Source organism: Bradyrhizobium lablabi (genome assembly GCF_001440475.1).
Lineage (GTDB): Bacteria > Pseudomonadota > Alphaproteobacteria > Rhizobiales > Xanthobacteraceae > Bradyrhizobium > Bradyrhizobium lablabi.
The window spans coordinates 1-23,722 of the sequence record NZ_LLYB01000105.1 but is presented as its reverse complement, the minus strand read 5'-3'; the positions used below and the strand labels follow the sequence as shown (position 1 = coordinate 23,722).

The following is a 23,722-nucleotide window of genomic DNA, read 5'->3' as shown; positions in this document are numbered from 1 at the left end:
GTTCAGGCAAGAGCCCTCAGCTCTTCTGCTTGGCGATGATCTTGTCCTTGATCTTGTCGTAGGTCGCCTGCGGGACGATGCTCTTCTGCACCAGCTCGTCCTTGCCCTTGTATGGACGGCCCGCGATGATTTTTGCCGAATAGGCCTTGCCGACGCCCGGCAGCGCGTCGAGCTGGTCGGCGGTCGCGGAGTTGATGTCGAGCAGTTCGGCCTTCGGCGCGGGCGCCATCTTCGACTCCGAGGCCTTCGGCGCGGGAGCCATCTTGCTTTCGGACTTGGCCGCGGGCTGTGTGCTCTGGGCCATCGACGGCGTTGCCGTCAGCAGGCCGAGCGTGAGCGCGGTGGCGAGAAGAGAAGCGAGCGTGAAATGACGCATAGGGTGTCCCTCCAAGGACGGTTTAAGTAACGCTATAAAAGCTAGCTTCGAATTCGTGGCGGCGCCATGTCTGCGAAATGAACGGCAGATAAAAGCGGAAAAATATTTAGCCCTCAGGGTGAGGAACAAAAAACGCGTCTTCGGACGATGCTTCGCATCGCTGGGAGAGCCATGAGGCCCGTGGTTACGATCCTGCCTTCAACGCCTTCTCGATCTCGACCTTGAGCACGCTATCCAGATTGGCCGGCGTCACCGGCCCGACCAGCTTGTAGCGAATGGTGCCGTCGCGGCCGACCACGAAGGTTTCCGGCACGCCGTAGACGCCCCATTCGATCGAGGCCCGGCCGTTGCCGTCGACGCCGACGGCGGCGAATGGATTGCCGTAGCGGCCGAGGAAGCGGCGGGCGTTGTCCGCCGAATCCTTGTAGTTGATGCCGACGATCTGTATCCGCGTGTCCTTGGCCAGTGCGGTGAATAGCGGCGCCTCGTCGTGGCAGGGCACGCACCAGGAGGCCCAGACATTGACCACGGAAACCTTGCCCCTGAACATTGCAGGGTCGAGCCCGGGCACGGGAACGCCGTTATGGACGAGGCCCTCGAGCGCCGGCAGCGTGGTTTGCGGCGCCGGACGGCCGATCAGGGCAGACGGGATTTTTGAGGGATCGCCGCCGTAGAGCCGCAGCAGGAACAGTGCGGCGATGGCGATGAAGGCGATCAGCGGCAGCGCCACCACCCAGCGCCAGCGGCGCGGTTGATCCGATGTTGCGGGCGCGCTCATCGAACGTCCGTCGCCTGGCGGCCGGAACGCCGGGTCACGCCGGAGGCATCGAGTTGGCGCAGGCGCTCCTTCTGATGACGATAGTCGATGGCGATCCAGACGATGAGAAGCAGCACGACCGCCGCCACCAGTGTGTAGGACGTCACGATAAAGGACGTATAGGGGCCGAGCGACATCGCGTCACGCCGCCTGCTGGCTGGCTTGCATCATCTGCAAGCTGCGCACCCGCCGACGCAGGATCTCGTTGCGCATCGCCGCCAGGTGCAGCGTGACGAACAGCAAAGAAAATCCGACCGCCATCACCAGCAGGGGAATCAGGAATGCCTTGTCGAGCGACGTGCCGCCCATGCGCATCACCGAGGCCGGTTGATGCAGCGTGTTCCACCAGTCCACCGAGAACTTGATGATCGGCAGGTTGAGCGCGCCGACCAGCGTCAGGACAGCGGCGGCGCGTGCCGCCCGCGACGGATCGTCGACCGCGCGCCACAGCGCCATCAGGCCGAGATACATCAGGAACAGGATCAGCACCGAGGTCAGCCGCGCGTCCCACTCCCAATAGGTGCCCCACATCGGCCGGCCCCACAGCGAGCCGGTGACGAGCGCGAGAAAGGTGAACGCCGCGCCGATCGGGGCGGCGGCCTTGGCCGCGACGTCGGCGAGCGGGTGCCGCCACACCAGCGTGCCCAGCGCGCTCAGGCTCATCACGCCCCAGACGAACATCGAAAGCCACGCGTTGGGAACGTGGATGAACATGATCTTCACGGTGGCGCCCTGCTGGTAGTCATCGGGCGCCATCGCCGCCTGATAGAGACCGACCAGCAGCAGGATCGCGGTCGCGCCCGCCAGCCATGGCAGCACGCGCGCCGTCAGCGCGAGAAATTTCGTCGGATTGGCGAGGTCGATCAGCGTCATGGCATCCTGATAGTCGTCAGCGGCGGGGCAGGCAATGCGGCTTGTTTTGTTTCATGTCGCCTCCGCGAGAGTTGATCGGCGTCAAGTCATTGTCAGTCCAGGCCATGCCGCAGGCTGGCCGCTGCGGCGAACGGTCCTACCACCAGGCTGACCAGCGACAGCGCGCACAGGATCGAAAACGGTGTTCCAAACGGCAGCGGACCCGTAATCGCCGCCTGCGACGCCGCGACGCCGAAGATCAGTACCGGGATCGACAGCGGCAGCACCAGCACCGCCAGCAACAGGCCGCCGCGGTGCAATGTCACGGCGAGCGCCGCGCCGATCATGCCCGTGAAAGTCAGCGCCGGCGTTCCCACCAGAAGCGTCAGCGCCACGGCCGACGTCGCCGAGGCGTCGAGATTGAGCAACAGCCCGAGCACGGGCGTTGCCACGATCAGCGGCACGCCGGCCGCGAGCCAGTGGGCCAGCGCCTTCGCCGCGCAGGCCAGTTCCAGCGGCGTCCGGCCCATCACGATCAGGTCGAGCGAGCCGTCCTCATGATCGGCCGTGAACAGACGATCGAGCGTGAGCAGGCTGGCGAGCAGCGCGCCGAGCCAGAGGATCGCAGGTCCGAGCCGCGTCAGCAGCGGCAGGTCGGGCCCGATCGCAAACGGCATCAGCACGGTTACGGTGAGGAAGAACAACACGCCGATCAGCGCCCCGCCGCCGACGCGGAGCGCGATTTTGATGTCCCGTCGAATCAGCGCGGCGAGGGCGGTCATGTAGCGCTCCCCATCCGCAGTTCCCTGGTCTCGATCCCGAGCGGGGCATGGGTCGCGGCGATGACGATCCCGCCGCCGGCGAGATGATCCCGCATCACGCCCACGAACAGGGCCTGGCCGGCAGTATCGAGCGCCGAGGTCGGCTCGTCCAGCAGCCACACCGGCCGCCGCACCACCATGAGCCGGGCGATCGACAGCCGGCGCCGTTGGCCGGCCGAGAGAAAGGCCGCGGGCAGGTGGGTGGCGTGGCCGAGGCCCACGGCGGCGAGGCATTGGCCGACATCGCCGGTCTTTCCGCCGAGAAAATCCCGCCAGAACGAGAGGTTTTCGTGCACGCTCAGCGCCGGCTTCAGCGCGTCGCGATGGCCGAGATAATGGGCCTGTTCCGGCAGCGTCAGCTCGGCGTCGCCGCCTTCCAGCGCGACCGATCCGCCCGCCGGGACCAATAACCCTGCGATCAGGCGCAACAGCGAGGTCTTGCCGGAGCCGTTCGGTCCCACCACGGCGAGCACCTCGCCGGACGAGGCCTCGAAATCGAGGCCGGAGAACACCCCGCGGCCGCCCCTGATACAGTCGATTTGGCGTCCCGAGAGCCGCATTTTACGTCGTCACAGCCCTCTGAAATTGATGGGTACCGCGTCAGAATTTGTGGGTACCGCATTGCTGCAGCACGTTTGTCGGTGTGGCGGCGCTTCTAGAAAGATTCTATAAGCCCGGAACTTGATGCAGCACACAATCGGCGGCTGCAAGCCAAGAGCCAGCCTAACGCCGACGGTGTTTAAATACCCTTGCCGGGTATAACTAGGATTTGGGATTTCCTGACATGACCTCGCTCGACAGCTTCAAATGCCGCAAGACCCTCAAGGTCGGCAGCAAGACCTACGTGTATTACAGCCTGCCCGCCGCCGAGAAGAACGGTCTGAAGGGAATTTCCAAGCTGCCCTATTCGATGAAGGTGCTGCTGGAAAACCTGCTGCGCAACGAGGACGACCGCACGGTCAAGAAGGAAGACATCGTCGCGGTGTCGAAGTGGCTCAGGAAGCGCAAGCTCGAGCATGAAGTGGCGTTCCGCCCGGCGCGCGTGCTGATGCAGGATTTCACCGGCGTGCCGGCGGTGGTCGATCTCGCCGCGATGCGCAACGCGATGCAGGCGCTCGGCGGCGATGCCGAGAAGATCAACCCGCTGGTGCCGGTCGATCTCGTCATCGACCACTCCGTGATCGTCAACTTCTTCGGTGACAACAAGGCGTTCGGCAAGAACGTCGTCGAGGAATACAAGCAGAACCAGGAACGCTACGAATTCNCTGAAGTGGGGCCAGAAGGCGTTTTCGAATTTCTCCGTCGTGCCGCCCGGCANCCGGCATCTGCCACCAGGTCAATCTCGAATATCTCGCGCAGACGGTTTGGACCAAGAAGGAGAAGATGACGGTCGGCAAGAAGACCGGCACCTTCGAGGTCGCCTATCCGGATTCGCTTGTTGGTACCGACTCGCACACTACGATGGTGAACGGCCTCGCCGTGCTCGGTTGGGGCGTCGGCGGCATCGAGGCGGAAGCCTGCATGCTCGGCCAGCCGCTGTCGATGCTGCTGCCGGAAGTCGTCGGCTTCAAGCTGAAGGGCCAGCTCAAGGAAGGCGTCACCGCGACCGACCTGGTGCTGACGGTCACGCAAATGCTGCGCAAGCAGGGCGTGGTCGGCAAGTTCGTCGAATTCTTCGGCCCCGGCCTTGATTATCTCTCGGTCGCGGACAAGGCGACCATCGGCAACATGGCGCCGGAATACGGCGCGACCTGCGGCTTCTTCCCGGTCGACGCTGCGACCATCGACTATCTCAAGACCTCGGGCCGCAAGGCTGACCGCGTCGCGCTGGTTTCGGCTTACGCCAAGGCGCAGGGCCTGTTCCGCACCGCCAAGTCCGCAGATCCGGTCTTCACGGAAACGCTGACGCTCGACCTGAAGGACGTCGTGCCGTCGATGGCTGGCCCGAAGCGTCCCGAAGGCCGCGTCGCGCTGCCTGCGGTTTCGACCGGCTTCGCCACCGCGCTTGCCGGCGAATACAAGAAGCCCGAAGGGGCCGAGAACCGTTATGCGGTCGAGGGCCGCAATTTCGATCTCGGCCATGGCGACGTCGTGATCGCCGCGATCACTTCCTGCACCAACACTTCCAACCCGAGCGTGTTGATCGGCGCGGGCCTCTTGGCGCGCAACGCCGCCGCCAAGGGACTGACGGCCAAGCCGTGGGTCAAGACTTCGCTGGCGCCCGGAAGCCAGGTGGTCGCGGAATATCTCGCCAATTCGGGTCTGCAGAAGGATCTCGACAAGGTCGGCTTCAATCTGGTCGGCTTCGGCTGCACCACCTGCATCGGCAATTCGGGCCCGCTGCCGGAGGAGATTTCGAAGTCGATCAACGACAACGGCATCGTCGCCGCGGCCGTGCTGTCGGGCAACCGCAACTTCGAGGGCCGCGTCTCGCCCGACGTGCAGGCGAACTATCTGGCCTCGCCGCCGCTGGTGGTGGCTTACGCGCTCGCGGGCACCGTGACCAAGGACCTCGCGGTCGAGCCGATCGGCACCGGCAAGGACGGCAAGCCGGTTTACCTGAAGGACATCTGGCCGACGACTAAGGAGATCAACGCCTTCATGAAGAAGTTCGTGACGGCCACGATCTTCAAGAAGCGCTATGCCGACGTGTTCAAGGGCGACACCAACTGGCGCAAGATCAAGACCACCGACAGCGAGACCTATCGCTGGAACATGTCGTCGACCTATGTGCAGAATCCGCCCTATTTCGAGGGCATGAAGAAGCAGCCCGATCCCGTCGTCGACGTGGTCGATGCGCGGATTCTGGCGATGTTCGGCGACAAGATCACCACCGACCACATCTCGCCAGCCGGCTCGATCAAGCTGACTTCGCCTGCCGGAAAATTCCTCTCAGAGCATCAGGTGCGTCCCGCCGACTTCAACCAGTACGGCACGCGGCGCGGCAATCACGAAATCATGATGCGCGGCACCTTCGCCAACATCCGCATCAAGAACTTCATGCTCAAGGGCGCCGACGGCAATATTCCGGAAGGCGGCCTCACCAAGCACTGGCCCGACGGCGAGCAGATGTCGATCTACGACGCCGCGATGAAGTACCAGCAGGAGAACGTGCCACTGGTGGTGTTCGCCGGCGCCGAATACGGCAACGGCTCCTCGCGCGACTGGGCCGCGAAGGGCACCCGCCTCCTCGGCGTTCGCGCCGTGATCTGCCAGAGCTTCGAGCGCATCCATCGCTCCAACCTGGTCGGCATGGGCGTATTGCCGCTCACCTTCGAGGACGGCACGTCGTGGACATCGCTCGGCCTCAAGGGCGACGAGACGGTGACGATCCGGGGGCTGCAAGGCGACCTGAAGCCGCGTCAGACGCTGACGGCGGAGATCGTGTCCGGCGACGGTTCGCTGCAGCGCGTGCCGCTGCTGTGCCGCATCGATACCCTCGACGAGCTCGAGTACTACCGAAACGGCGGCATTCTGCATTATGTGCTGCGCAAACTCGCGGCGTAGAGTTCTCTTTACGCGTTTTCTTCTCGCGAACCGGTAACCACTTCGCTTGAAAACGCTTTGAAACGCGGATTTGTGATCGGTGCCTCACTTCGAAGTGAGTGGCGACAAGAAAGAAGGCGGCCTATGAAAAGGCCGCTTTCGCGCGTCTGGGGCACGCATTCAGGAGTTCGCATCATGCCCCGTATAAATACGGATCAAAAACACTACCGCCGGTTCGCAGCATGTCAGCGATAATGGCCTACAACATTTCGCGATGGTCCGGCGCGCTAGGCGTCTGTGCGATCATCGCGGTCATCCGCCCGGCTCATGCCGATCCGCGCGCCGTCGTTGAACTGTTCACCTCGCAGGGCTGTTCGTCGTGTCCGCCGGCTGACAAGATCGTCGGCGAACTGGCCAAGGATCCGTCGGTGATCGCGCTGAGCATGCCGGTCGATTACTGGGATTATCTCGGCTGGAAGGACACGCTGGCGGACTCGCGGTTCAGCGCGCGTCAGAAAGCCTATTCGCACGTGCGCGGCGATCGCAACCTCTACACGCCGCAGATGATCGTCAATGGCTCCGCGCAAGTGATCGGCAGCGATCGCGCCGCCATCGACGGCGCCATCAAGACCACCAGCAAGACCGAAGGCGTGATGTCGGTGCCGGTGACGATGACGTTGTCGGGCAAGTCGCTCAACGTCTCGGTCGATGCGAGCAAGGTGCCGACGCCGGGCCGTGGCGAAATCTGGCTCTGCTCGGTCTCGAAGGCGGTGCCGATTTCGATCGGACGCGGCGAGAACCGCGGCCAGCAGATCACCTATTACAACGTGGTGCGCAGTCTCGTGAAGGTCGGCGACTGGAACGGCAGCTCGGGAAGCTGGACGGTGCCGCTGGAAAATATTTCCCGCGACGGCGTCGATGGTGCGGTCGTCTATGTCCAGGACGGCAGTCGCGACAAGCCGGGCGCGATGCTCGGCGCCGCCTACACCGCGCTGCATTGATCAGCGCACAACTCGTGTAGCCCGGATGGAGCGAAGCGCAATCCGGGACCAGTGTCGCCGCGGCTAAGACTCCTGGATTATGCGGAGCCTGTCTTCGGGCATGCGCTCGCGCGACCCGTTGGCTCGATCCGGCCACGAGCCTTCGCTGATATCCCAATTGCAGGTGAGAGCTCTTGTTTTCGCGCGGGGGAGTGACGGCTGACATTCGTCGAATCGGTCACTACAAACGAAAAAGGACCAACTTTCGTTGGCCCAGTATCGGGATTAACTCCCTTCTGCGAACAGGCCCGATCCCGACGGCCCCGGGGGGCTGGGGGCTGAGGAATCCGGAACCGAAAGGACCGGGCCAACGCAGGATTGTTTTTTCGCAATCCAGCGGGGCAGGCGGTTGGCAGAAGTGGGGCAGCAATAAGATTCCGCTAACGATCCCGTGAATCCCCGGGGATCGGTATTTCCGGTTCCATGCGGTTCCCCTCGCATTTCCCGGCCCCCTTGCGGCTTTTCGTGGTTAGCGCGATCATGTCGGTCGGATGACAGGAGGCGCTCCATGAACCCGATATCGGAGGACACCGATCCAAGCGCGAGCCGTGCAGTGGCGCGCCCCGCCACTGCAGTTCCCCCGCCGAATCGGATCACTTTCAATCGTCTCGAACTCAACCGTATCCTCAATCTGTATGGCCGCATGGTCGCCGACGGTGAGTGGCGCGACTACGCCATCGACTTCACGAAAGATCGTGCGGTGTTTTCGGTGTTCCGCCGCGCTTCCGAAGTCCCGCTTTATCGCATCGAGAAGGACCCGCGGCTCGCACGCAAGCAGGGCATGTACAGCGTGATCTCGGCGACCGGGCTGATCCTGCGCCGCGGCCACGAGCTCGAGCGCGTGCTGCTGGTGATCGACCGCAAGCTGGCGCTGGTTTAGGAAGCACAGACCTCATCCTGAGGAGGCGCGGAGCGCCGTCTCGAAGGATGGCCGCATCGGGGCTTCATGGTTCGAGACGTGCGAAGACGCGCTCCTCACCATGAGGTCGGCAGCGAATACCTACTCTCAATCCTTCGGCACCGTCGTCGCGCCTTCGCCCAGCGCGCGCTGCATCATCACCGTATCCAGCCAGCGGCCGAATTTGAGCCCGACATTCTGGAAGGTTCCCACCATCTGGAAGCCGCATTTGGTGTGAACGCCGATCGAGCCGGCATTGGCGGAATCGCCGATGACGGCGATCATCTGCCGGAAACCGCGTGCCTCGCATTCGGCTATCAGCCGCTGCATTAGCTGAAAGCCGACGCCGCGCCGGTGGGTCGAAGGCTTCAGATAGACCGAGTTCTCCACCGAGAAGCGGTAGGCCGGCCGCGGCCGGTACGGCCCGGCATAGGCGTAACCGATCACCTCGCCTTCGACGACGGCGGCGAAATAGGGAAAGCCGCCGTCCATCAGCGTCCTGAACCGCCGCGTCATTTCGGCAAGGTCGGGCGGGACCAGTTCGAACGTTGCGGTGCCGTAGCGCACCGCGTGTTCGTAGATGTCGGTGATGGCGGGGAGGTCGGCCTCGGTGGCGGGCCGGATTTCAGGAGCGGACATTTCAGAAGCGGGCGTTCTCAGGAGCGGGCATGGCAAAAAGATACCAGCAGACAGGTCCGGATCAACGCTCTTTCCGTCATGGCCCGGGTGAGGCCCGGGCATGACGCGCATTGGTCAAAAGAAAAGCCCCGGCGCGAGGCCGGGGCTTCAACTTGTGATCCTGGTCGGCGACGACTAGTCGCGCTGGCCGAGGAGCTGCAGGAGCAGCGTGAACAGGTTGATGAAGTTCAGGTAGAGCGACAGCGCACCCGAGATCGCCGCCTTCTCCGCAATCTCGCCGCCTTCAGCGGCGTAGCCGTAGATGTAGTCGTTCTTCAGCCGCTGGGTATCCCAGGCGGTGAGGCCCGCAAACACCAGCACGCCGACCACCGAGACGATGAACTGCAGCATCGAGCTCGCCAGGAACAGGTTGACCAGGCTCGCGATGATGATGCCGATCAGGCCCATGAACAGGAACGACCCCATGCCGCTCATGTCACGCTTGGTGGTGTAGCCATAGAGGCTCAGCGCGCCGAAGGTCGCCGCGGTGATGAAGAACACCCGCACGATCGAGGTGTGCGTGTACACCAGGAAGATCGACGACAGCGAAATGCCCATCAGCGCCGAGAACACCCAGAACAGCATCTGGGCCGTCGCCGGCCGCAGCCGGTTGATGCCGGCCGAGATCGCGAACACCATCACCAGCGGCGCGAGGATGAACAGCCACTTCAGCGGGCTGACATACATCGCGTAGCCGAACGGAGTCAGGAAGGCATTGCCGAACCGGGCGGCGGCGCCGGCCTGGTCGGTGGTCACGGCGGCCATGTAGACGCCGAGCGCCGCAAGGCCGGTGATGGCCAGGCCGATGCTCATGTAGTTGTAGATGCGCAGCATGTAGGCGCGCAGACCGGCATCGACGGCCGCTGCGTCAACGCGTCCGGCGGCCCGGCCGAAAGGAGATACGTAGTTACGGTCTAGGTCCGACATGGTCGAATTCCCGTTGGTTGCCCGGCGGAGCGCAAGGGGTTTGCGGTGCCGGTTAGATTTCTTAGCTCAGATGTCCCGATCTGCCGACGTTAATTTCACGTCATGAACCCGGCCACTGATCTTGGCTGGTATGTGGGAAACTAACACATTCGACGCAAGCTTCCACGCGCGGCTGAATGTCGCTTCTGCCTGCCATTTGCGCGTAAAGGCTGTGTTAACCCGGCTTTCCGCCGCTACAAATTGTCACAAATTCCGCAACACGCTGGCGGGTTTCTGGTTCAAAGCCAGCAACGTCCCGGCGAGCCCCAGCCCGACCGTGACAATCAGGGCGGCGATGACCACGCCGGCCGCGCTGCCGGCCTGCCAGATGAAACTCAGCGTCATCAGCCGGGTCACGATCAGCCACGCCGCGATCGAGCCTGCGATGACGCCGAACACCGCGGTGGCGAGGCCGATCATCAGGTATTCCAGTGCGTAGGCGCCGAGCAGCCGCGCCCGGGTTGCGCCCAGGGTCTTCAGGATCACCGCGTCGTAGACCCGGTGGCGATGGCCTGCGGCGAGCGCGCCGCCAAGCACCAGGATCGCCGAGATCAGCGTCACGGCGCTGGCGCCGCGGATGGCGAGCACGAGGTTGGTGACGACGGTGCCGATGGTTTCCAGCGCTTCGCGGACCCGCACGCTGGTTACCATCGGAAAGGCGTCCGCCACCTGCTTGATGATCCGGGCGTCGCCTGCCGGGTCCGGGTGGACCTCGGACAGGGTCGCGACATGGCTGTGCGGCGCGCCCTTGAAGGCGTTGGGCGAGAACACCAGCACGAAATTGATGCCGAGCCCCTGCCAGTCGACGTTGCGGAGATTGCTGATCCGGGCCGGAATGTCGCGGCCGAGCACGTTGACCACGATCTCGTCGCCTATTCTGAGCTTCAGCCCGTCGGCGATCTTCTTCTCCAGCGAGACCAGCGGCGGCCCCTTATAGTCCGCGCTCCACCATTCGCCCTCGACCACCTTCGAGCCCTTGGGAACTTCGTTGGTGTAAGTCAGGCCGCGGTCGCTCTGCAGCACCCACTCGGAATCCTGCGACGGATTGAGTTCGTCGGCCTTGACGCCGCGGGCCGCGACGATGCGCCCGCGCAACATCGGCACGTCTTCAACCGTCGATTGCGGCGCGACCTGCTTGAGGAAGGCGCCAAAGCGGTCGGCGTCGGCGGTCGGGATGTCGATGAAATAGAACGAGGGCGCACGTTCCGGCAGCGCGGCCAGGAATTGCCGGCGCAGATTGCCGTCGATCTGGGTGATGGTGACGAGCACGGCTAGCCCGAGCCCGAGCGACATCACGACCGAGGGCGTCAGCGCGCCGGGCCGGTGGATGTTGGCGATCGCCAGCCGCAGCATGGTGATGCGGCTGCGTGGCATCCGGCGTGCCAGCGCCATCAGCCCGGCGGCAACGCCGCGCAGCAGCGCGAATACCGCAACCGAGGACACGACGAACACGGCGGCAACCCGCTTGTCGTAGGAAAGCCCGATGGCGACGGCGACCAGCAGCACGATCACTGCGGCCATCAGCGCGAGATAGCTCCAGCGCGGCCGGTGCCATTCGGGCGCCACTTCCTCGCGAAACAGCGCCGCAACCGGCACGTCGTGCACCCGGCCGAGCGGCCATAACCCGAAGGCTAGTGCGGTGAGCAGGCCGTAGACGAACGACAGCGCCAATTCGTCCGGATGCAAAGCAGGGATCACCGGCAGCGGCAGCAGCTTGCCGAACACGCCGACGATGAGGAACGGCAGAGCCGCGCCGGCCGCGAGTCCAATCACCGAACCGACCGCGGCGAGCAGGACCACCTGCGTCAGATAGATCGTGAAGACGTCGCGTCCCGTGGCGCCCAGCGCCTTGAACGAGGCAATGACGTCGCGTCGGCGATCGATATGGCTCTTGACCGCGTTGGCGACGCCGACGCCGCCCACCAGGAGCGCGGCGAGGCCGACCAGCGTCAGGAACTGACTGAAGCGGTTGATGGTGCGTTCGAGTTGCGGGGAGGCGTTGCTGCTGCTGCGGATCCACCAGCCGGCCTCGGGGAGGGCGCTCCGCGCACTCTCGATCAATTGGGTCGCGGCACGATCGTCGGCCGCGTTGTTCGGCAGCTTCACGCGGTAGATCCAGCGCACCAGGCTGCCGGGCTGCAGCAATCCGGAGGCGCGCAGGCTCGCCTCGCTGACCAGAACGCGCGGGCCCAGCCCGACATTTCCGGCCAGCTTGTCCGGCTCGGCGCCGACGACGCTGCGGATCTGGAACGTGGCGTTGCCGATGGTGATGCGGTCGCCGAGCTTGAGATCGAGTCGCGCCAGCAGCGTGGAATCGACCGCGGCCCCGAATGCGCCGTCGCGTTCAGCCAATAAATCCGCCATCGGCATTTTGGGTTCGAGCGTCACTTCCCCGAGCATCGGGTAGTTGCCGTCGACGGCCTTGAGCTCGACCAGCGCCAGCTTGCCGTCACTGCTGCGGGCCATGACGCGCAGCGCGGCCGCCACTGACACCTGGCCGCGCGCCCGCAGGAAGCCGATTTCCTCCGGCTTGGCCTCGCGCTGGATCAGCGAGAAAGCGACGTCGCCACCCAGCAGCGTACGGCCCTCGCGCGTCAAACCTTCACCGAGGCTCGCGGCGACCGAGCCGACGCCGGCAATCGCCATGACGCCGAGCGCGATGCAGGCGATGAAGACGTAGAAGCCGCGCAAGCCCCCGCGCAATTCGCGCAGCGCGTAACGGAGAGCCAGCGACGACGCGCGGCTGCGATAGACGGGTTCGGAAACGGTGGTCATGAGTGGCTGTCGATCCGGCCCGAGCGCAGCCGCACCACGCGGTCGCAGCGCTGCGCCAGCGAGCTGTCATGCGTCACCAGCACCAGCGTCATGCCGCGCTCGGCATGCTTGGTGAAGAGCATGTCGACGATCTGCTTTCCGGTGGCTTCATCGAGATTGCCGGTTGGCTCGTCGGCAACGAGAATGGCGGGATCGGGCGCCAGCGCGCGGGCGAGCGCCACGCGCTGCTGTTCGCCGCCGGAGAGTTGCGTCGGATAGTGATGCAGGCGTTCGCCGAGGCCGACGGATGCGAGCTCCTTCGCCGCGCGCTTCGCCGCGTCGGGATTACCGGCGAGCTCCAGCGGCACCGCGACGTTTTCCAGCGCGGTCATGGTCGGGATCAGATGAAACGACTGGAACACGATGCCGACCTGGCGGCCGCGGAAGCGGGCCAGCGCATCCTCGTCGAGGGCATTGAACGGCGTGCCGTTCACCACCACCTCTCCGCTGTCAGGACGTTCCAACCCCGCCATCACCATTAGCAAGGTCGATTTGCCCGAGCCTGAAGGTCCGATCAGGCCGATCGCCTCGCCCGATGCCACACGAAGGCTGATATCTTTCAGGATATGAACGAGGGCGGCGCCGGTGCCGAGCGAGAGGTTGACGTTGGAAATGGAAATGGTGTCCGGCTCGAGGCCGGTCAGCGAAGAGGGTTCGATGAGACTGTCCATGGCTCGGTCATATGGCACTTCCGCCGCTCGGGTCGAGGGCTTGAAATGGATGTTTGCGCACATACGCGTGTTGATTATGGCTTTGATGACGGCTGGGCCGGTCTGGGCCCAGACCCCGGCCACAGCCCCCGCCAAACCCGTTAAAGTGGTCGTTCTCGGCGATTCCCTGAGCGCCGGCCTTGGCCTTTCTGCGCCGGCGGCGTTCCCGGCCCGTCTGCAAAAAGCGTTGACTGACAAGGGGATAAAGGTCGACGTGACCAACGCCGGGGTGTCCGGCGACACGACTTCCGGCGGCCGCGACCGGCTGGACTGGTCGATCCCGGAAGGAACCGAGGCGGTGATCGTCGAACTCGGCGCCAACGACGCTCTTCGTGGAATCGATCCCGCCGTCACCCGCGCCGCCCTGACCGACATCCTGACCCGGCTGAAGGCGCGCAACATCGCCGTTCTCTTGTGCGGAATGGTGGCGCCGCCCAATTACGGCAGCGACTATGCGGCGCGCTTCAACGCCATCTATCCAGAGCTTGCGAAATCGTTCGGCGTGCCGCTCTACCCATTTTTCCTGGAGGGGGTCGCTGCCGACGCCAAGCTCAACCAGGCCGACGGAATCCATCCGACCGCCGAGGGTGTCGATATCATCGTGAAGAATATTCTGCCTATGGTGGAAGCATTTCTAGGCACGATCTCCGGGCAGCGGAGTTGAAAAAAGCAGCAATTGATAACGTTACCCAAAGGTTTTCCCGTAGCAATGCGGTGTGCGCGGCCCGCGTGCTTCGCAGAGTCACATAAGTCGGGTAGAAAATAACTATCGGTGATTCGTCACCGGGCGCTGTTACAGGACATGGTCCTTTTCAAGGTCATGCCCAAGCATCGGGAGTCATGCGATGCCGCGTTTGTTTGCTGGACTGGAAATTCCGGCCGAGATCGGCCAGAGCCTTTCCAATTTGCGTGGCGGCCTTCCCGGCGCACGCTGGATCGATCCCGAAAATTACCACGTCACCTTGCGCTTCATCGGCGACATCGACGGCATGTCGGCGAATGAAATCGCCTCGATGCTGTTTCGGGTCAACCGCAAGCCGTTCGAGGTCAAGGTGCAGGGCCTGCAGAGCTTTGGCGGCAAGAAACCGCGTGCGGTGGTCGCCTCCGTCGAGCCGAGCCGGCCGCTGATCGAGCTGCAGGCCGAGCTTGAACGGCTGATGCAGCGGATCGGTCTCGATCCCGAGGGGCGCAAATTCACCCCGCATGTGACGCTGGCGCGGCTGCACGATGCGTCGAGCCAGGACGTCGCCGATTATCTTTCGGTGCGGGGCTACTTTCCGAGCCGGACGTTCATGGCCTCGCGCTTCGTGCTGTTCTCGTCACGTGCGTCCACCGGCGGCGGGCCCTATGTGGTCGAGGATTCCTACGCGCTCAGTGCGTGAAGGAGACCAGATGTCGTCGCCCGCTTGACCGGGCGATCCAGTATGCCAGAGACGCCTGCGATAGAACCGAGAAGCCGCGGCGTACTGGATACCCGCTTCCGCGGGCATGACGAGCAGTGTTTGCATACCCCCAGCACCAATTCTCGGCTTGCAATTTCCGCCCGCTTGAGGCCGAAAGGGGGCCATGCTGTCGACCGACCCCACCTCGTTCCACGCACAGTATCAGGCGCTGGTTTCCTCCGGCGCGATCGAGGCCGATCCCGCGCAAGCGGACGCCGCCGAGGCGTTCGCCGCGCTTGAAGAGCGGCTTTCCAGCTACAAGCCGGCGAAGAAGCTCAGCCTGCTCGGCCGTCTCTTCGGCGACAAGAGCGAAGCGCCGCCGCGCGGGCTTTACGTTCATGGCGAGGTCGGCCGCGGCAAGACCATGCTGATGGATCTGTTCTTTCAGCACTCGCCGGTCCAGCACAAGCGCCGCGCCCATTTCCACGAATTCATGGCCGAGGCGCATGAGAAGATCTACGCCTATCGCCAGAACATCGCGCGCGGCGAAATCGCCGACGGCGACGTGATCGAGCTGACGGCCAACGCCATCTTCGACGAGGCGTGGCTGCTGTGCTTCGACGAATTTCACGTCACCGACATCGCCGATGCCATGATCCTGGGTCGGTTGTTCTCAAAACTGTTCGATCTCGGCACCGTGGTGGTGGCGACCTCGAACGTTGCGCCCGAAGACCTCTACAAAGGCGGCCTCAATCGCGCGCTGTTTCTGCCCTTCATCACGCAGATCTCGGATCGCATGGACGTGCTGCGGCTCGATGCCCGCACCGATTTCCGCCTGGAAAAACTCGCCGGCGTGAAGATGTGGCTGGTGCCGCCGGATGACGAAGCCGGCGCCGCGCTCGACCGCGCCTGGCGCAGGATGACCGGCAATGCGCCCTGCAGGCCGCGCGATATCGCGATCAAGGGCCGCGTGCTGCGCGTGCCCTGTTCGGCGCATGGCGTCGCGCGGTTTTCCTTTGCCGACATCTGCGAAAAGCCGCTGGCCGCATCGGATTACCTGCGGCTCGCGCATGATTATCACACCATCCTGATCGACCGCATTCCGGTGATGGATTACGCCGAGCGCAACGCCGCCAAGCGCTTCATCTCGCTGATCGACACGCTCTATGACAATGCCGTGAAGCTGATGGCCTCAGCCGAAGCCGATCCGGTGTCGCTGTACTTGGCGACCGAGGGCGTTGAGGCCATGGAGTTCAAGCGAACCGCCTCGCGGCTGATCGAGATGAGCTCGGAATCGTACCTGGCGCTTCCGCACGGGCGGAAGGATTCTGCAGCGAGCGGATCGAGCACGGGTTTAGTGGAAACCTAATCTCTCCGCCGTCATTGCGAGCGAAGCGAAGCAATCCACCTCTCCATGCGGGGATAGATAGATTGCGTCGTCGCTTCGCTCCTCGCAATGACGGTGGTGGGCGACGGGGGCAGGGCACCCGTGGCATACCTGACCGAATTCAAGGCAGGGCCTTAGAATTGGGCGTGCCCCGTCTTGAACCGGTCAATCGAAAGGGATAGCAAGCCATCCGGCTGACTAATCCACCCCCTCACTCTTCGTCTTAGAAGGACAAATTTCCCATGGCGCGCGACAAGATTGCTTTGATTGGCTCCGGTCAGATCGGCGGAACGCTGGCTCACCTCATTGGCCTGAAGGAGCTCGGCGACGTCGTGCTGTTCGACATCGCCGAAGGCGTCCCCCAGGGCAAGGCGCTCGACATCGCGCAGTCGTCCCCGGTCGACGGTTTCGACTCCAATCTCACCGGCGCCAATTCCTATGAGGCGCTCGATGGCGCCAAGGTGTGCATCGTCACCGCCGGCGTGCCGCGCAAGCCCGGCATGAGCCGCGACGATCTTCTGTCGATCAATCTGAAGGTCATGGAGCAGGTCGGCGCCGGCATCAAGAAATATGCCCCCGACGCCTTCGTCATCTGCATCACCAACCCGCTGGATGCGATGGTGTGGGCGCTGCAGAAGGCTTCCGGCCTGCCGCACAAGAAGGTGGTCGGCATGGCCGGCGTGCTCGATTCCGCACGCTTCCGCTATTTCCTCGCCGATGAATTCAACGTCTCGGTCGAGGACGTCACCGCCTTCGTGCTCGGCGGCCACGGCGACACCATGGTGCCGCTGACCCGCTATTCCACCGTCGCCGGCATTCCGCTGCCCGACCTCGTCAAGATGGGCTGGACGTCGCAGGCGCGCATCGACGAGATCGTCGACCGCACCCGCAATGGCGGCGCCGAAATCGTCAACCTCCTGAAGACCGGCTCGGCCTTCTACGCCCCGGCCGCGTCCGCGATCGCGATGGCCGAGAGCTATCTGAAGGACAAGAAGCGCGTGCTGCCCTGCGCCGCCTATCTCAACGGCGAATACAACGTGAAGGACATGTATGTCGGCGTTCCCGTCGTGATCGGGTCGAAGGGCGTCGAGCGCGTCGTCGAGATCGAACTCGCCGGCAAGGACCGCGAAGCCTTCGACAAGTCGGTCGGCGCGGTTCAGGGGCTGGTCGACGCCTGCAAGAAGATCGCGCCCGACCTGCTCGGTCGTTGATTTTGCTCTGCTTTCGCCCCTTGACGGGGCGAAAGCGTTTTCAGGGTTGCAGTTATCTTGGTATATGGTATGCCAACTACCAATGCCGGTGAACTGTAGAACTCGCCGCTTAAGGGTTTTGGGGAGCGTCCAAGATGAATATCCACGAATACCAGGCCAAGGCTCTGCTGCATGAATTCGGCGTGCCGATTTCGCGCGGCGTGGCTGTGTTGAAGGCCTCGGATTCTGAAGCCGCCGCCAAGCAGCTCCCCGGCCCGATCTGGGTGGTGAAGAGCCAGATCCACGCCGGCGGCCGCGGCAAGGGCAAGTTCAAGGAAGCTTCCGCCGGCGACAAGGGCGGCGTCCGCATCGCCAAGTCAGTCGCCGAGGTCAATGAATTCGCGAAGCAGATGCTGGGCGCGACACTCGTCACGATCCAGACCGGTGCGCACGGCAAGCAGGTCAACCGCCTCTACATCGAGGAAGGTTCCGACATCGACAAGGAGTTCTACCTCTCGATCCTGGTCGATCGCGAATCTTCCAAAGTGTCGTTCGTGGTTTCGACCGAGGGCGGCGTCAACATCGAGGAAGTCGCGCACAACAACCCGGAAAAGATCGTGACCTTCTCGGTCGATCCGGCGACCGGCATCATGGGCCATCACGGCCGCACGGTGGCGAAGGCGCTCAAACTCTCCGGCGATCTCGCCAAGCAAGCCGAGAAGCTGGTGGCGCAGCTCTATAACGCCTTCACCGCCAAGGACATGGCGATGCTGGAAATCAATCCGCTGGTCGTCACCAAGCAGGGCCAGTTGCGCGTGCTCGACGCCAAGGTGTCGTTCGACGACAATGCCATGTACCGCCATCCCGAAGTCGCCGCGCTGCGCGACGAGACCGAAGAGGACGCCAAGGAAATCGAGGCGTCGAAATACGATCTCAATTACGTTGCGCTCGACGGCACCATCGGCTGCATGGTCAACGGCGCCGGCCTCGCCATGGCGACCATGGACATCATCAAGCTCTATGGCATGGAGCCGGCGAACTTCCTCGACGTCGGCGGCGGCGCCAGCGTGGAAAAGGTGGCGGCCGCCTTCAAGATCATCACCGCCGATCCGAACGTGAAGGGCATCCTGGTCAACATCTTCGGCGGCATCATGAAATGCGATATCATCGCCGAGGGCGTGGTCGCCGCGGTGAAGCAGGTCGGCCTGCAAGTGCCGCTGGTGGTGCGGCTCGAAGGCACCAATGTCGAAGCCGGCAAGAAGATCATCAGCCAGTCCGGCCTCAACGTGGTGTCGGCCGACAATCTCGACGACGCCGCACAGAAGATCGTGAAAGCCGTCAAGGGAGGCTAGCGATGGCTGACCATCTCGCCGCACCGACACCGCTTCCGGAGCATCAGAAGCTCGCGGCACTCGCGGGCGAATGGGCCGGCGAGGAAATGGTCTATCCGTCGCGCTGGACCGCGGGCGGTCCGGCGACCTCGCATGTTATCGCGCGCATCGGTCTCAATGGCTTCTATTTGATCCAGGACACCCGCCAGATGCGCGACGGCAAGGAAACCTTCGCCACCCACGGCGTGTTCACCTACGACCGAGAGGACCGGACCTACAAATTGTTCTGGCACGATTCGCTCGGCTACTATTCGCCGGCGCCGGCCTCCGGCGCCTGGGTCGGCAACAAGCTGACCCTGGTGCGCGGCTCGCTGCGCGGCAATGCACGCCACGTCTACGAAGTCGTCGACGACAACAGCTACACCATGAAGATTCAGTTCTCGCCTGATGCCGAGGGATGGGCCGACGTGCTCACCGGCATCTACCGGCGCATTCACTAAACCCATCGTTCCCGGTCACCCACGAAAGCGTGCTCAACCATGTCCGTTCTGATCGACAAGAATACCAAAGTCATCTGCCAGGGTTTTACGGGCAAGAACGGCACCTTCCATTCGGAAGCCGCGATCGCTTACGGCACCAAGATGGTCGGCGGCACCTCGCCCGGTAAGGGCGGTTCGCAGCATCTCGGCCTGCCGGTGTTCGACACCGTTCGCGAGGCGCGCGAGAAGACCGGCGCTGACGCCAGTGTGATCTACGTTCCGCCGCCGGGCGCGGCGGACGCGATCTGCGAAGCGATCGATGCGGAAATTCCGCTGATCGTCTGCATCACCGAGGGCATTCCGGTGCTCGACATGGTGCGCGTGAAGCGCTCGCTGTCCGGATCGAAGTCGCGCCTGATCGGGCCGAACTGCCCGGGCGTGATGACCGCGGGCGAGTGCAAGATCGGCATCATGCCGGCCAACATCTTCAAGCCGGGCAGCGTCGGGATCGTTTCGCGCTCGGGCACGTTGACCTATGAAGCCGTGTTCCAGACCACCCAGGAGGGCCTCGGCCAGACCACGGCGGTCGGCATCGGCGGCGACCCGGTCAAGGGCACCGAATTCATCGACGTGCTGGAGATGTTCCTCAAGGACGAGAAAACCACCTCGATCATCATGATCGGTGAAATCGGCGGCTCCGCCGAGGAAGACGCCGCCCAGTTCATCAAGGACGAGGCCAAGCGTGGCCGGAAGAAGCCGATGGTGGGCTTCATCGCCGGCGTCACCGCCCCTCCCGGCCGCCGCATGGGCCATGCCGGCGCCATCATCTCCGGCGGCAAGGGCGACGCCGGATCCAAGACGGCGGCCATGGAAGCCGCCGGAATTACGGTGTCTCCGTCGCCGGCACGGCTCGGACATACCCTTGCCGAAAAGTTGAAATCCTAATTCAGTCCTTGGTTCTTTTAGGCGGGAATATCCCGCCTAAATAGGGTACAGCTTCTTACCGAGCTGGTTCGGGCTTCCGGACCGGCTAAAGCGCCGTTTTCCATGCGCAAAGCGACAATTACCAGGACGCCAACATGTCTCGCCAGGACGCGAACGCAGCATTTGCCCTCTCTTCTTTTTTGCAGGGCACCAACGCCACCTACATCGACGAGCTCTATGCCCGCTACGAGCAGAACCCCGGCTCTGTCGACAGCGAATGGCAGGAATTCTTCAAGAGCCTGAAAGACACCCCGGCCGACGTCCAGAAGAACGCCGAGGGCCCGTCCTGGGGCCGCGACAACTGGCCCCTCACCCCGCAGGACGAGCTGACCTCGGCGCTGGACGGCAACTGGATCACCGTCGAGAAGGCCGTCGGCGCCAAGCTGGCCGCCAAGGCGCAGGCCAAGGGTGCCGAGCTGTCCCCTGCCGACGTCAACCAGGCCACGCGCGATTCCGTCCGCGCCCTGATGCTGATCCGCGCCTATCGCATGCGCGGTCACTTCCACGCCAAGCTCGACCCGCTCGGCATCGAGGCGCCGCGCGACCGCGAGGAACTCGATCCGCGCACCTACGGCTTCACCGAGGCCGATTTCGACCGCAAGATCTTCCTCGACCACGTGCTCGGCCTCGAATACGGCAACCTTCGCGAGATCGTCGCGATCTGCGAGCGCACCTATTGCCAGACGCTCGGCGTCGAATTCATGCACATCTCGAACGCGGCGCAAAAGGCCTGGATCCAGGAGCGCATCGAGGGGCCGGACAAGGAAATCAGCTTCACCCCCGAAGGCCGTCGCGCCATCCTCAACAAGCTGATCGAGGCCGAGGGCTTCGAGAAATTCTGCGACGTCAAATTCACCGGCACCAAGCGCTTCGGCCTTGACGGCGCCGAGTCGCTGATCCCGGCGCTGGAGCAGATTATCAAGCGCGGCGGCAATCTCGGCGTGAAGGAGATCGTGCTCGGCATGCCGCATCGCGGCCGCCTCAACGTGCTGACCCAGGTGATGGCCAAGTCGCACCGCGCGCTGTTCCACGAGTTCAAGGGCGGCTCCGCCAACCCCGAGGACGTCGAAGGCTCCGGCGACGTCAAATATCACCTCGGCGCGTCGTCCGACCGCGAGTTCGACGGCAACAAGATCCATCTGTCGCTGACCGCCAACCCGTCGCACCTGGAAATCGTCGATCCGGTCGTGCTCGGCAAGGTGCGCGCCAAGCAGGACCAGCACGGCGATCCGCCCGACATGCGCATTTCGGTGCTGCCGCTGCTGCTGCACGGCGACGCGGCGTTCGCAGGCCAGGGCGTGGTGGCGGAATGCTTCGGCCTCTCGGACCTGAAGGGCTACCGCACCGGTGGTTCGCTGCATTTCATCGTCAACAACCAGATCGGTTTCACCACCTATCCGCGCTATTCGCGCTCCTCGCCCTATCCGTCCGACGTCGCCAAGATGATCGACGCGCCAATCTTTCATGTGAATGGCGACGATCCGGAAGCCGTCGTGTTCGCGGCCAAGGTCGCGATCGAGTTCCGGCAGAAATTCCACAAGCCTGTCGTCATCGACATGTTCTGCTACCGCCGATATGGCCACAACGAGGGCGACGAGCCGGGCTTTACCCAGCCGGTGATGTACAAGCGGATCGGTTCGCATCCGTCCACGCTCTCGCTCTATGCCAAGCGGCTGGTCGCCGAGGGTGTGCTGACCGAAGGCGAGGTCGACAAGGCCAAAGCCGATTGGCGCGCGCGGCTGGATGCCGAGCTTGAGGCAGGCTCCGGCTACAAGCCCAACAAGGCGGACTGGCTCGACGGCAAATGGGCCGGCTTCAAGGTCGCCGACCAGGAAGAGGATGCGCGGCGCGGTGTCACCGGCGTCGATATCGGCATCCTCAAGGATATCGGCCGCAAGATCACCACGGTGCCTGATGGTTTCCGGGTTCACCGCACCATCCAGCGTTTCCTGGAAAACCGCGCCAAGGCGATCGACAATGGCGTCGGCATCGACTGGGCGACCGGCGAGGCGCTGGCGTTCTGCACGCTGATGCAGGAAGGTCATCATGTCCGCCTGTCGGGACAGGACAGTGAGCGCGGCACCTTCTCGCAGCGCCATTCGGTCCTGATCGACCAGGAAGACGAGAGCCGCTACACGCCGTTCAACCATCTCGGCCACGACCAGGGACACTACGAGGTCATCAACTCGCTATTGTCAGAAGAGGCGGTGCTCGGCTTCGAGTACGGCTATTCGCTGGCCGAGCCGAATGCCCTCGCAATGTGGGAAGCGCAGTTCGGCGACTTCGCCAATGGTGCGCAGGTGGTGTTCGACCAGTTCATCTCGTCGGGTGAGCGCAAATGGCTGCGCATGTCCGGTCTCGTCTGCCTGCTGCCGCATGGCTATGAAGGGCAGGGGCCGGAACATTCCTCGGCCAGGCTCGAGCGCTATCTGCAGATGTGCGCCGAAGACAACATGCAGGTGGTGTATCCGACCACGCCGGCGAATTACTTCCACGTGCTGCGGCGCCAGCTGCATCGCGAGATCCGCAAGCCGCTGATCATGATGACGCCGAAGTCGCTGTTGCGCCACAAGCGCGCGATTTCGCGGCTCGACGAGCTCGGCAAGGACACGACCTTCCACCGCATCCTGTACGATGACGCGCAGATGCTGCCCGACGAGAAGATCAAGCTGGCGCCGGACGACAAGATCCGCCGCGTCGTGCTGTGCTCGGGCAAGGTCTATTACGATCTCTACGAGGAGCGCGAGAAGCGCGGCATCGACGACATCTACATCCTGCGCGTCGAGCAGCTCTATCCGGTGCCGCTGAAGGCGCTGGTGCAGGAGCTGATACGCTTCAAGAACGCCGAAGTCGTGTGGTGCCAGGAAGAGCCGCGCAACATGGGCGCGTGGCACTTCATCGAGCCCTATCTCGAATGGGTGCTGAACCAGATCCATGCGCCGAACCGGCGTCCGCGTTACGCCGGCCGTGCGGCGTCGGCAGCAACCGCCACCGGTCTGATGTCGAAGCACCTGGCGCAGCTCAAGGCGATGCTGGACGAGGCGCTGAACTAAGAATCCGTCGTGCCTCGCCTTGTGCGCAATTGCGCACGCGGGCGAGGCATCCAGTACGCCGCGCCGTTAGAACTCAATCATGGCCGTTCCGGCGTACTGGATCGCCCGCACCAAGTGCGCAATTGCGCACAAGGCGGGCGATGACCGCTTTGGAATTGATGACGCTTAAGGATACCAAGGAAACCATATCATGACTGAAATTCGTGTTCCGACGCTGGGTGAGTCCGTGACGGAAGCCACCATCGGCCGCTGGTTCAAGAAGGCGGGCGACGCAGTGGCCGTGGATGAACCGTTGGTCGAGCTCGAGACCGACAAGGTCACCATCGAAGTGCCGGCGCCATCCGCCGGTGTGCTCGGCGAGATCGCGGCCAAGGACGGCGAGACCGTCGCCGTCGGCGCGCTGCTCGGGCAGATCAATGAAGGCGCCGGCGCCGCCAAGCCGGCCGCAGCCGCGCCCG

At 63.7% G+C, this 23,722-nt stretch carries 22 protein-coding genes and 1 pseudogene; 13 read left to right on the top strand and 10 right to left on the bottom strand.

Annotated elements, in window-relative coordinates; translation table 11 throughout:
- Positions 1 to 16: 16 nt before the first annotated feature.
- The 6 genes from CQ14_RS30695 to ccmA form a co-directional block, all read right to left on the bottom strand.
- Complete coding sequence (locus tag CQ14_RS30695; RefSeq protein WP_057861549.1) at positions 17 to 376, bottom strand: ComEA family DNA-binding protein; 360 nt, start codon at positions 374 to 376, stop codon at positions 17 to 19.
- 184 nt (positions 377 to 560) lie between these two features.
- Positions 561 to 1,154 carry a DsbE family thiol:disulfide interchange protein gene (locus CQ14_RS30690; RefSeq protein ID WP_057861548.1) on the bottom strand — a complete coding sequence of 198 codons (594 nt, stop codon included), beginning with the start codon at positions 1,152 to 1,154 and terminating at the stop codon, positions 561 to 563.
- The gene (gene ccmD, locus CQ14_RS30685) at positions 1,151 to 1,330 is read right to left on the bottom strand and encodes a heme exporter protein CcmD (RefSeq protein ID WP_057861547.1); all 180 of its coding nucleotides are present in this window, start codon (positions 1,328 to 1,330) and stop codon (positions 1,151 to 1,153) included. The genes CQ14_RS30690 and ccmD overlap by 4 nt, the downstream gene beginning before the upstream one ends.
- Before the next feature lie 4 nt (positions 1,331 to 1,334).
- The gene (locus tag CQ14_RS30680; RefSeq protein ID WP_057861546.1) at positions 1,335 to 2,066 is read right to left on the bottom strand and encodes a heme ABC transporter permease; all 732 of its coding nucleotides are present in this window, start codon (positions 2,064 to 2,066) and stop codon (positions 1,335 to 1,337) included.
- 92 nt (positions 2,067 to 2,158) lie between these two features.
- A complete protein-coding gene (ccmB, locus tag CQ14_RS30675; RefSeq protein ID WP_057861545.1) occupies positions 2,159 to 2,827 on the bottom strand; it encodes a heme exporter protein CcmB in 669 nt (222 codons plus the stop codon).
- The gene (gene ccmA / locus CQ14_RS30670; RefSeq protein ID WP_057861544.1) at positions 2,824 to 3,426 is read right to left on the bottom strand and encodes a heme ABC exporter ATP-binding protein CcmA; all 603 of its coding nucleotides are present in this window, start codon (positions 3,424 to 3,426) and stop codon (positions 2,824 to 2,826) included. Before ccmA ends, ccmB begins: the two co-directional genes overlap by 4 nt.
- A 224-nt stretch (positions 3,427 to 3,650) precedes the next feature.
- Between ccmA and CQ14_RS47030 the strand changes: the two are divergent.
- From CQ14_RS47030 to CQ14_RS30655, 4 genes and pseudogenes are all read left to right on the top strand, one after another.
- A pseudogene (locus CQ14_RS47030) lies at positions 3,651 to 4,130 on the top strand (aconitase family protein); the annotation flags it as partial.
- A gap of 54 nt (positions 4,131 to 4,184) precedes the next feature.
- On the top strand, positions 4,185 to 6,373 hold a 2,189-nt coding region (gene acnA, locus CQ14_RS30665), incomplete at its 5' end, for an aconitate hydratase AcnA (RefSeq protein WP_245320634.1).
- A 221-nt stretch (positions 6,374 to 6,594) separates the two neighbouring features.
- A complete protein-coding gene (locus CQ14_RS30660) occupies positions 6,595 to 7,353 on the top strand; it encodes a DUF1223 domain-containing protein (protein ID WP_057861543.1) in 759 nt (252 codons plus the stop codon).
- Positions 7,354 to 7,900: 547 nt separating this feature from the next.
- Positions 7,901 to 8,272: a DUF2794 domain-containing protein gene (locus tag CQ14_RS30655; protein WP_057861542.1), complete on the top strand. Its 372-nt coding sequence runs from the start codon at positions 7,901 to 7,903 to the stop codon at positions 8,270 to 8,272.
- 126 nt (positions 8,273 to 8,398) lie between these two features.
- On the opposite strand, the gene CQ14_RS30650 is transcribed toward CQ14_RS30655, so the two are convergent.
- The 4 genes from CQ14_RS30650 to CQ14_RS30635 form a co-directional block, all read right to left on the bottom strand.
- Positions 8,399 to 8,929, bottom strand: coding sequence for a GNAT family N-acetyltransferase (locus tag CQ14_RS30650; RefSeq protein WP_057861541.1), 531 nt, complete (start codon positions 8,927 to 8,929; stop codon positions 8,399 to 8,401).
- 174 nt (positions 8,930 to 9,103) lie between these two features.
- Positions 9,104 to 9,895: a Bax inhibitor-1/YccA family protein gene (locus CQ14_RS30645; protein WP_057861540.1), complete on the bottom strand. Its 792-nt coding sequence runs from the start codon at positions 9,893 to 9,895 to the stop codon at positions 9,104 to 9,106.
- Between the two features lie 243 nt (positions 9,896 to 10,138).
- The gene (locus CQ14_RS30640) at positions 10,139 to 12,709 is read right to left on the bottom strand and encodes an ABC transporter permease (protein WP_057861539.1); all 2,571 of its coding nucleotides are present in this window, start codon (positions 12,707 to 12,709) and stop codon (positions 10,139 to 10,141) included.
- Positions 12,706 to 13,419 (bottom strand): ABC transporter ATP-binding protein, encoded by a 714-nt coding sequence (locus CQ14_RS30635; RefSeq protein WP_057861538.1) that lies wholly within the window; start codon positions 13,417 to 13,419, stop codon positions 12,706 to 12,708. Before CQ14_RS30635 ends, CQ14_RS30640 begins: the two co-directional genes overlap by 4 nt.
- A 49-nt stretch (positions 13,420 to 13,468) precedes the next feature.
- Here CQ14_RS30635 and CQ14_RS30630 point away from each other — a divergent pair, with 49 nt between their 5' ends.
- The 9 genes from CQ14_RS30630 to CQ14_RS30590 all read left to right on the top strand — a co-directional run.
- Entirely contained in the window at positions 13,469 to 14,122 is a 654-nt protein-coding gene (locus CQ14_RS30630; protein WP_057861537.1) for an arylesterase, read from the top strand.
- A 181-nt stretch (positions 14,123 to 14,303) separates the two neighbouring features.
- Complete coding sequence (gene thpR / locus CQ14_RS30625) at positions 14,304 to 14,840, top strand: RNA 2',3'-cyclic phosphodiesterase (protein WP_057861536.1); 537 nt, start codon at positions 14,304 to 14,306, stop codon at positions 14,838 to 14,840.
- A gap of 184 nt (positions 14,841 to 15,024) precedes the next feature.
- Positions 15,025 to 16,209: a cell division protein ZapE gene (gene zapE, locus CQ14_RS30620; protein WP_057861535.1), complete on the top strand. Its 1,185-nt coding sequence runs from the start codon at positions 15,025 to 15,027 to the stop codon at positions 16,207 to 16,209.
- A 260-nt stretch (positions 16,210 to 16,469) separates the two neighbouring features.
- A complete protein-coding gene (gene mdh, locus CQ14_RS30615) occupies positions 16,470 to 17,438 on the top strand; it encodes a malate dehydrogenase (protein WP_057861534.1) in 969 nt (322 codons plus the stop codon).
- A gap of 134 nt (positions 17,439 to 17,572) precedes the next feature.
- A complete protein-coding gene (gene sucC, locus CQ14_RS30610) occupies positions 17,573 to 18,769 on the top strand; it encodes an ADP-forming succinate--CoA ligase subunit beta (protein WP_057861533.1) in 1,197 nt (398 codons plus the stop codon).
- Between the two features lie 2 nt (positions 18,770 to 18,771).
- Positions 18,772 to 19,248, top strand: coding sequence for a DUF1579 family protein (locus CQ14_RS30605; RefSeq protein WP_057861532.1), 477 nt, complete (start codon positions 18,772 to 18,774; stop codon positions 19,246 to 19,248).
- Positions 19,249 to 19,287: 39 nt separating this feature from the next.
- Positions 19,288 to 20,172, top strand: a complete 885-nt coding sequence (sucD, locus tag CQ14_RS30600) for a succinate--CoA ligase subunit alpha (protein ID WP_057861531.1) — start codon at positions 19,288 to 19,290, stop codon at positions 20,170 to 20,172.
- A gap of 134 nt (positions 20,173 to 20,306) precedes the next feature.
- Positions 20,307 to 23,264: a 2-oxoglutarate dehydrogenase E1 component gene (locus CQ14_RS30595; RefSeq protein WP_057861530.1), complete on the top strand. Its 2,958-nt coding sequence runs from the start codon at positions 20,307 to 20,309 to the stop codon at positions 23,262 to 23,264.
- Between the two features lie 190 nt (positions 23,265 to 23,454).
- On the top strand, positions 23,455 to 23,722 hold a 268-nt coding region (locus tag CQ14_RS30590; protein ID WP_283807287.1), incomplete at its 3' end, for a biotin/lipoyl-containing protein.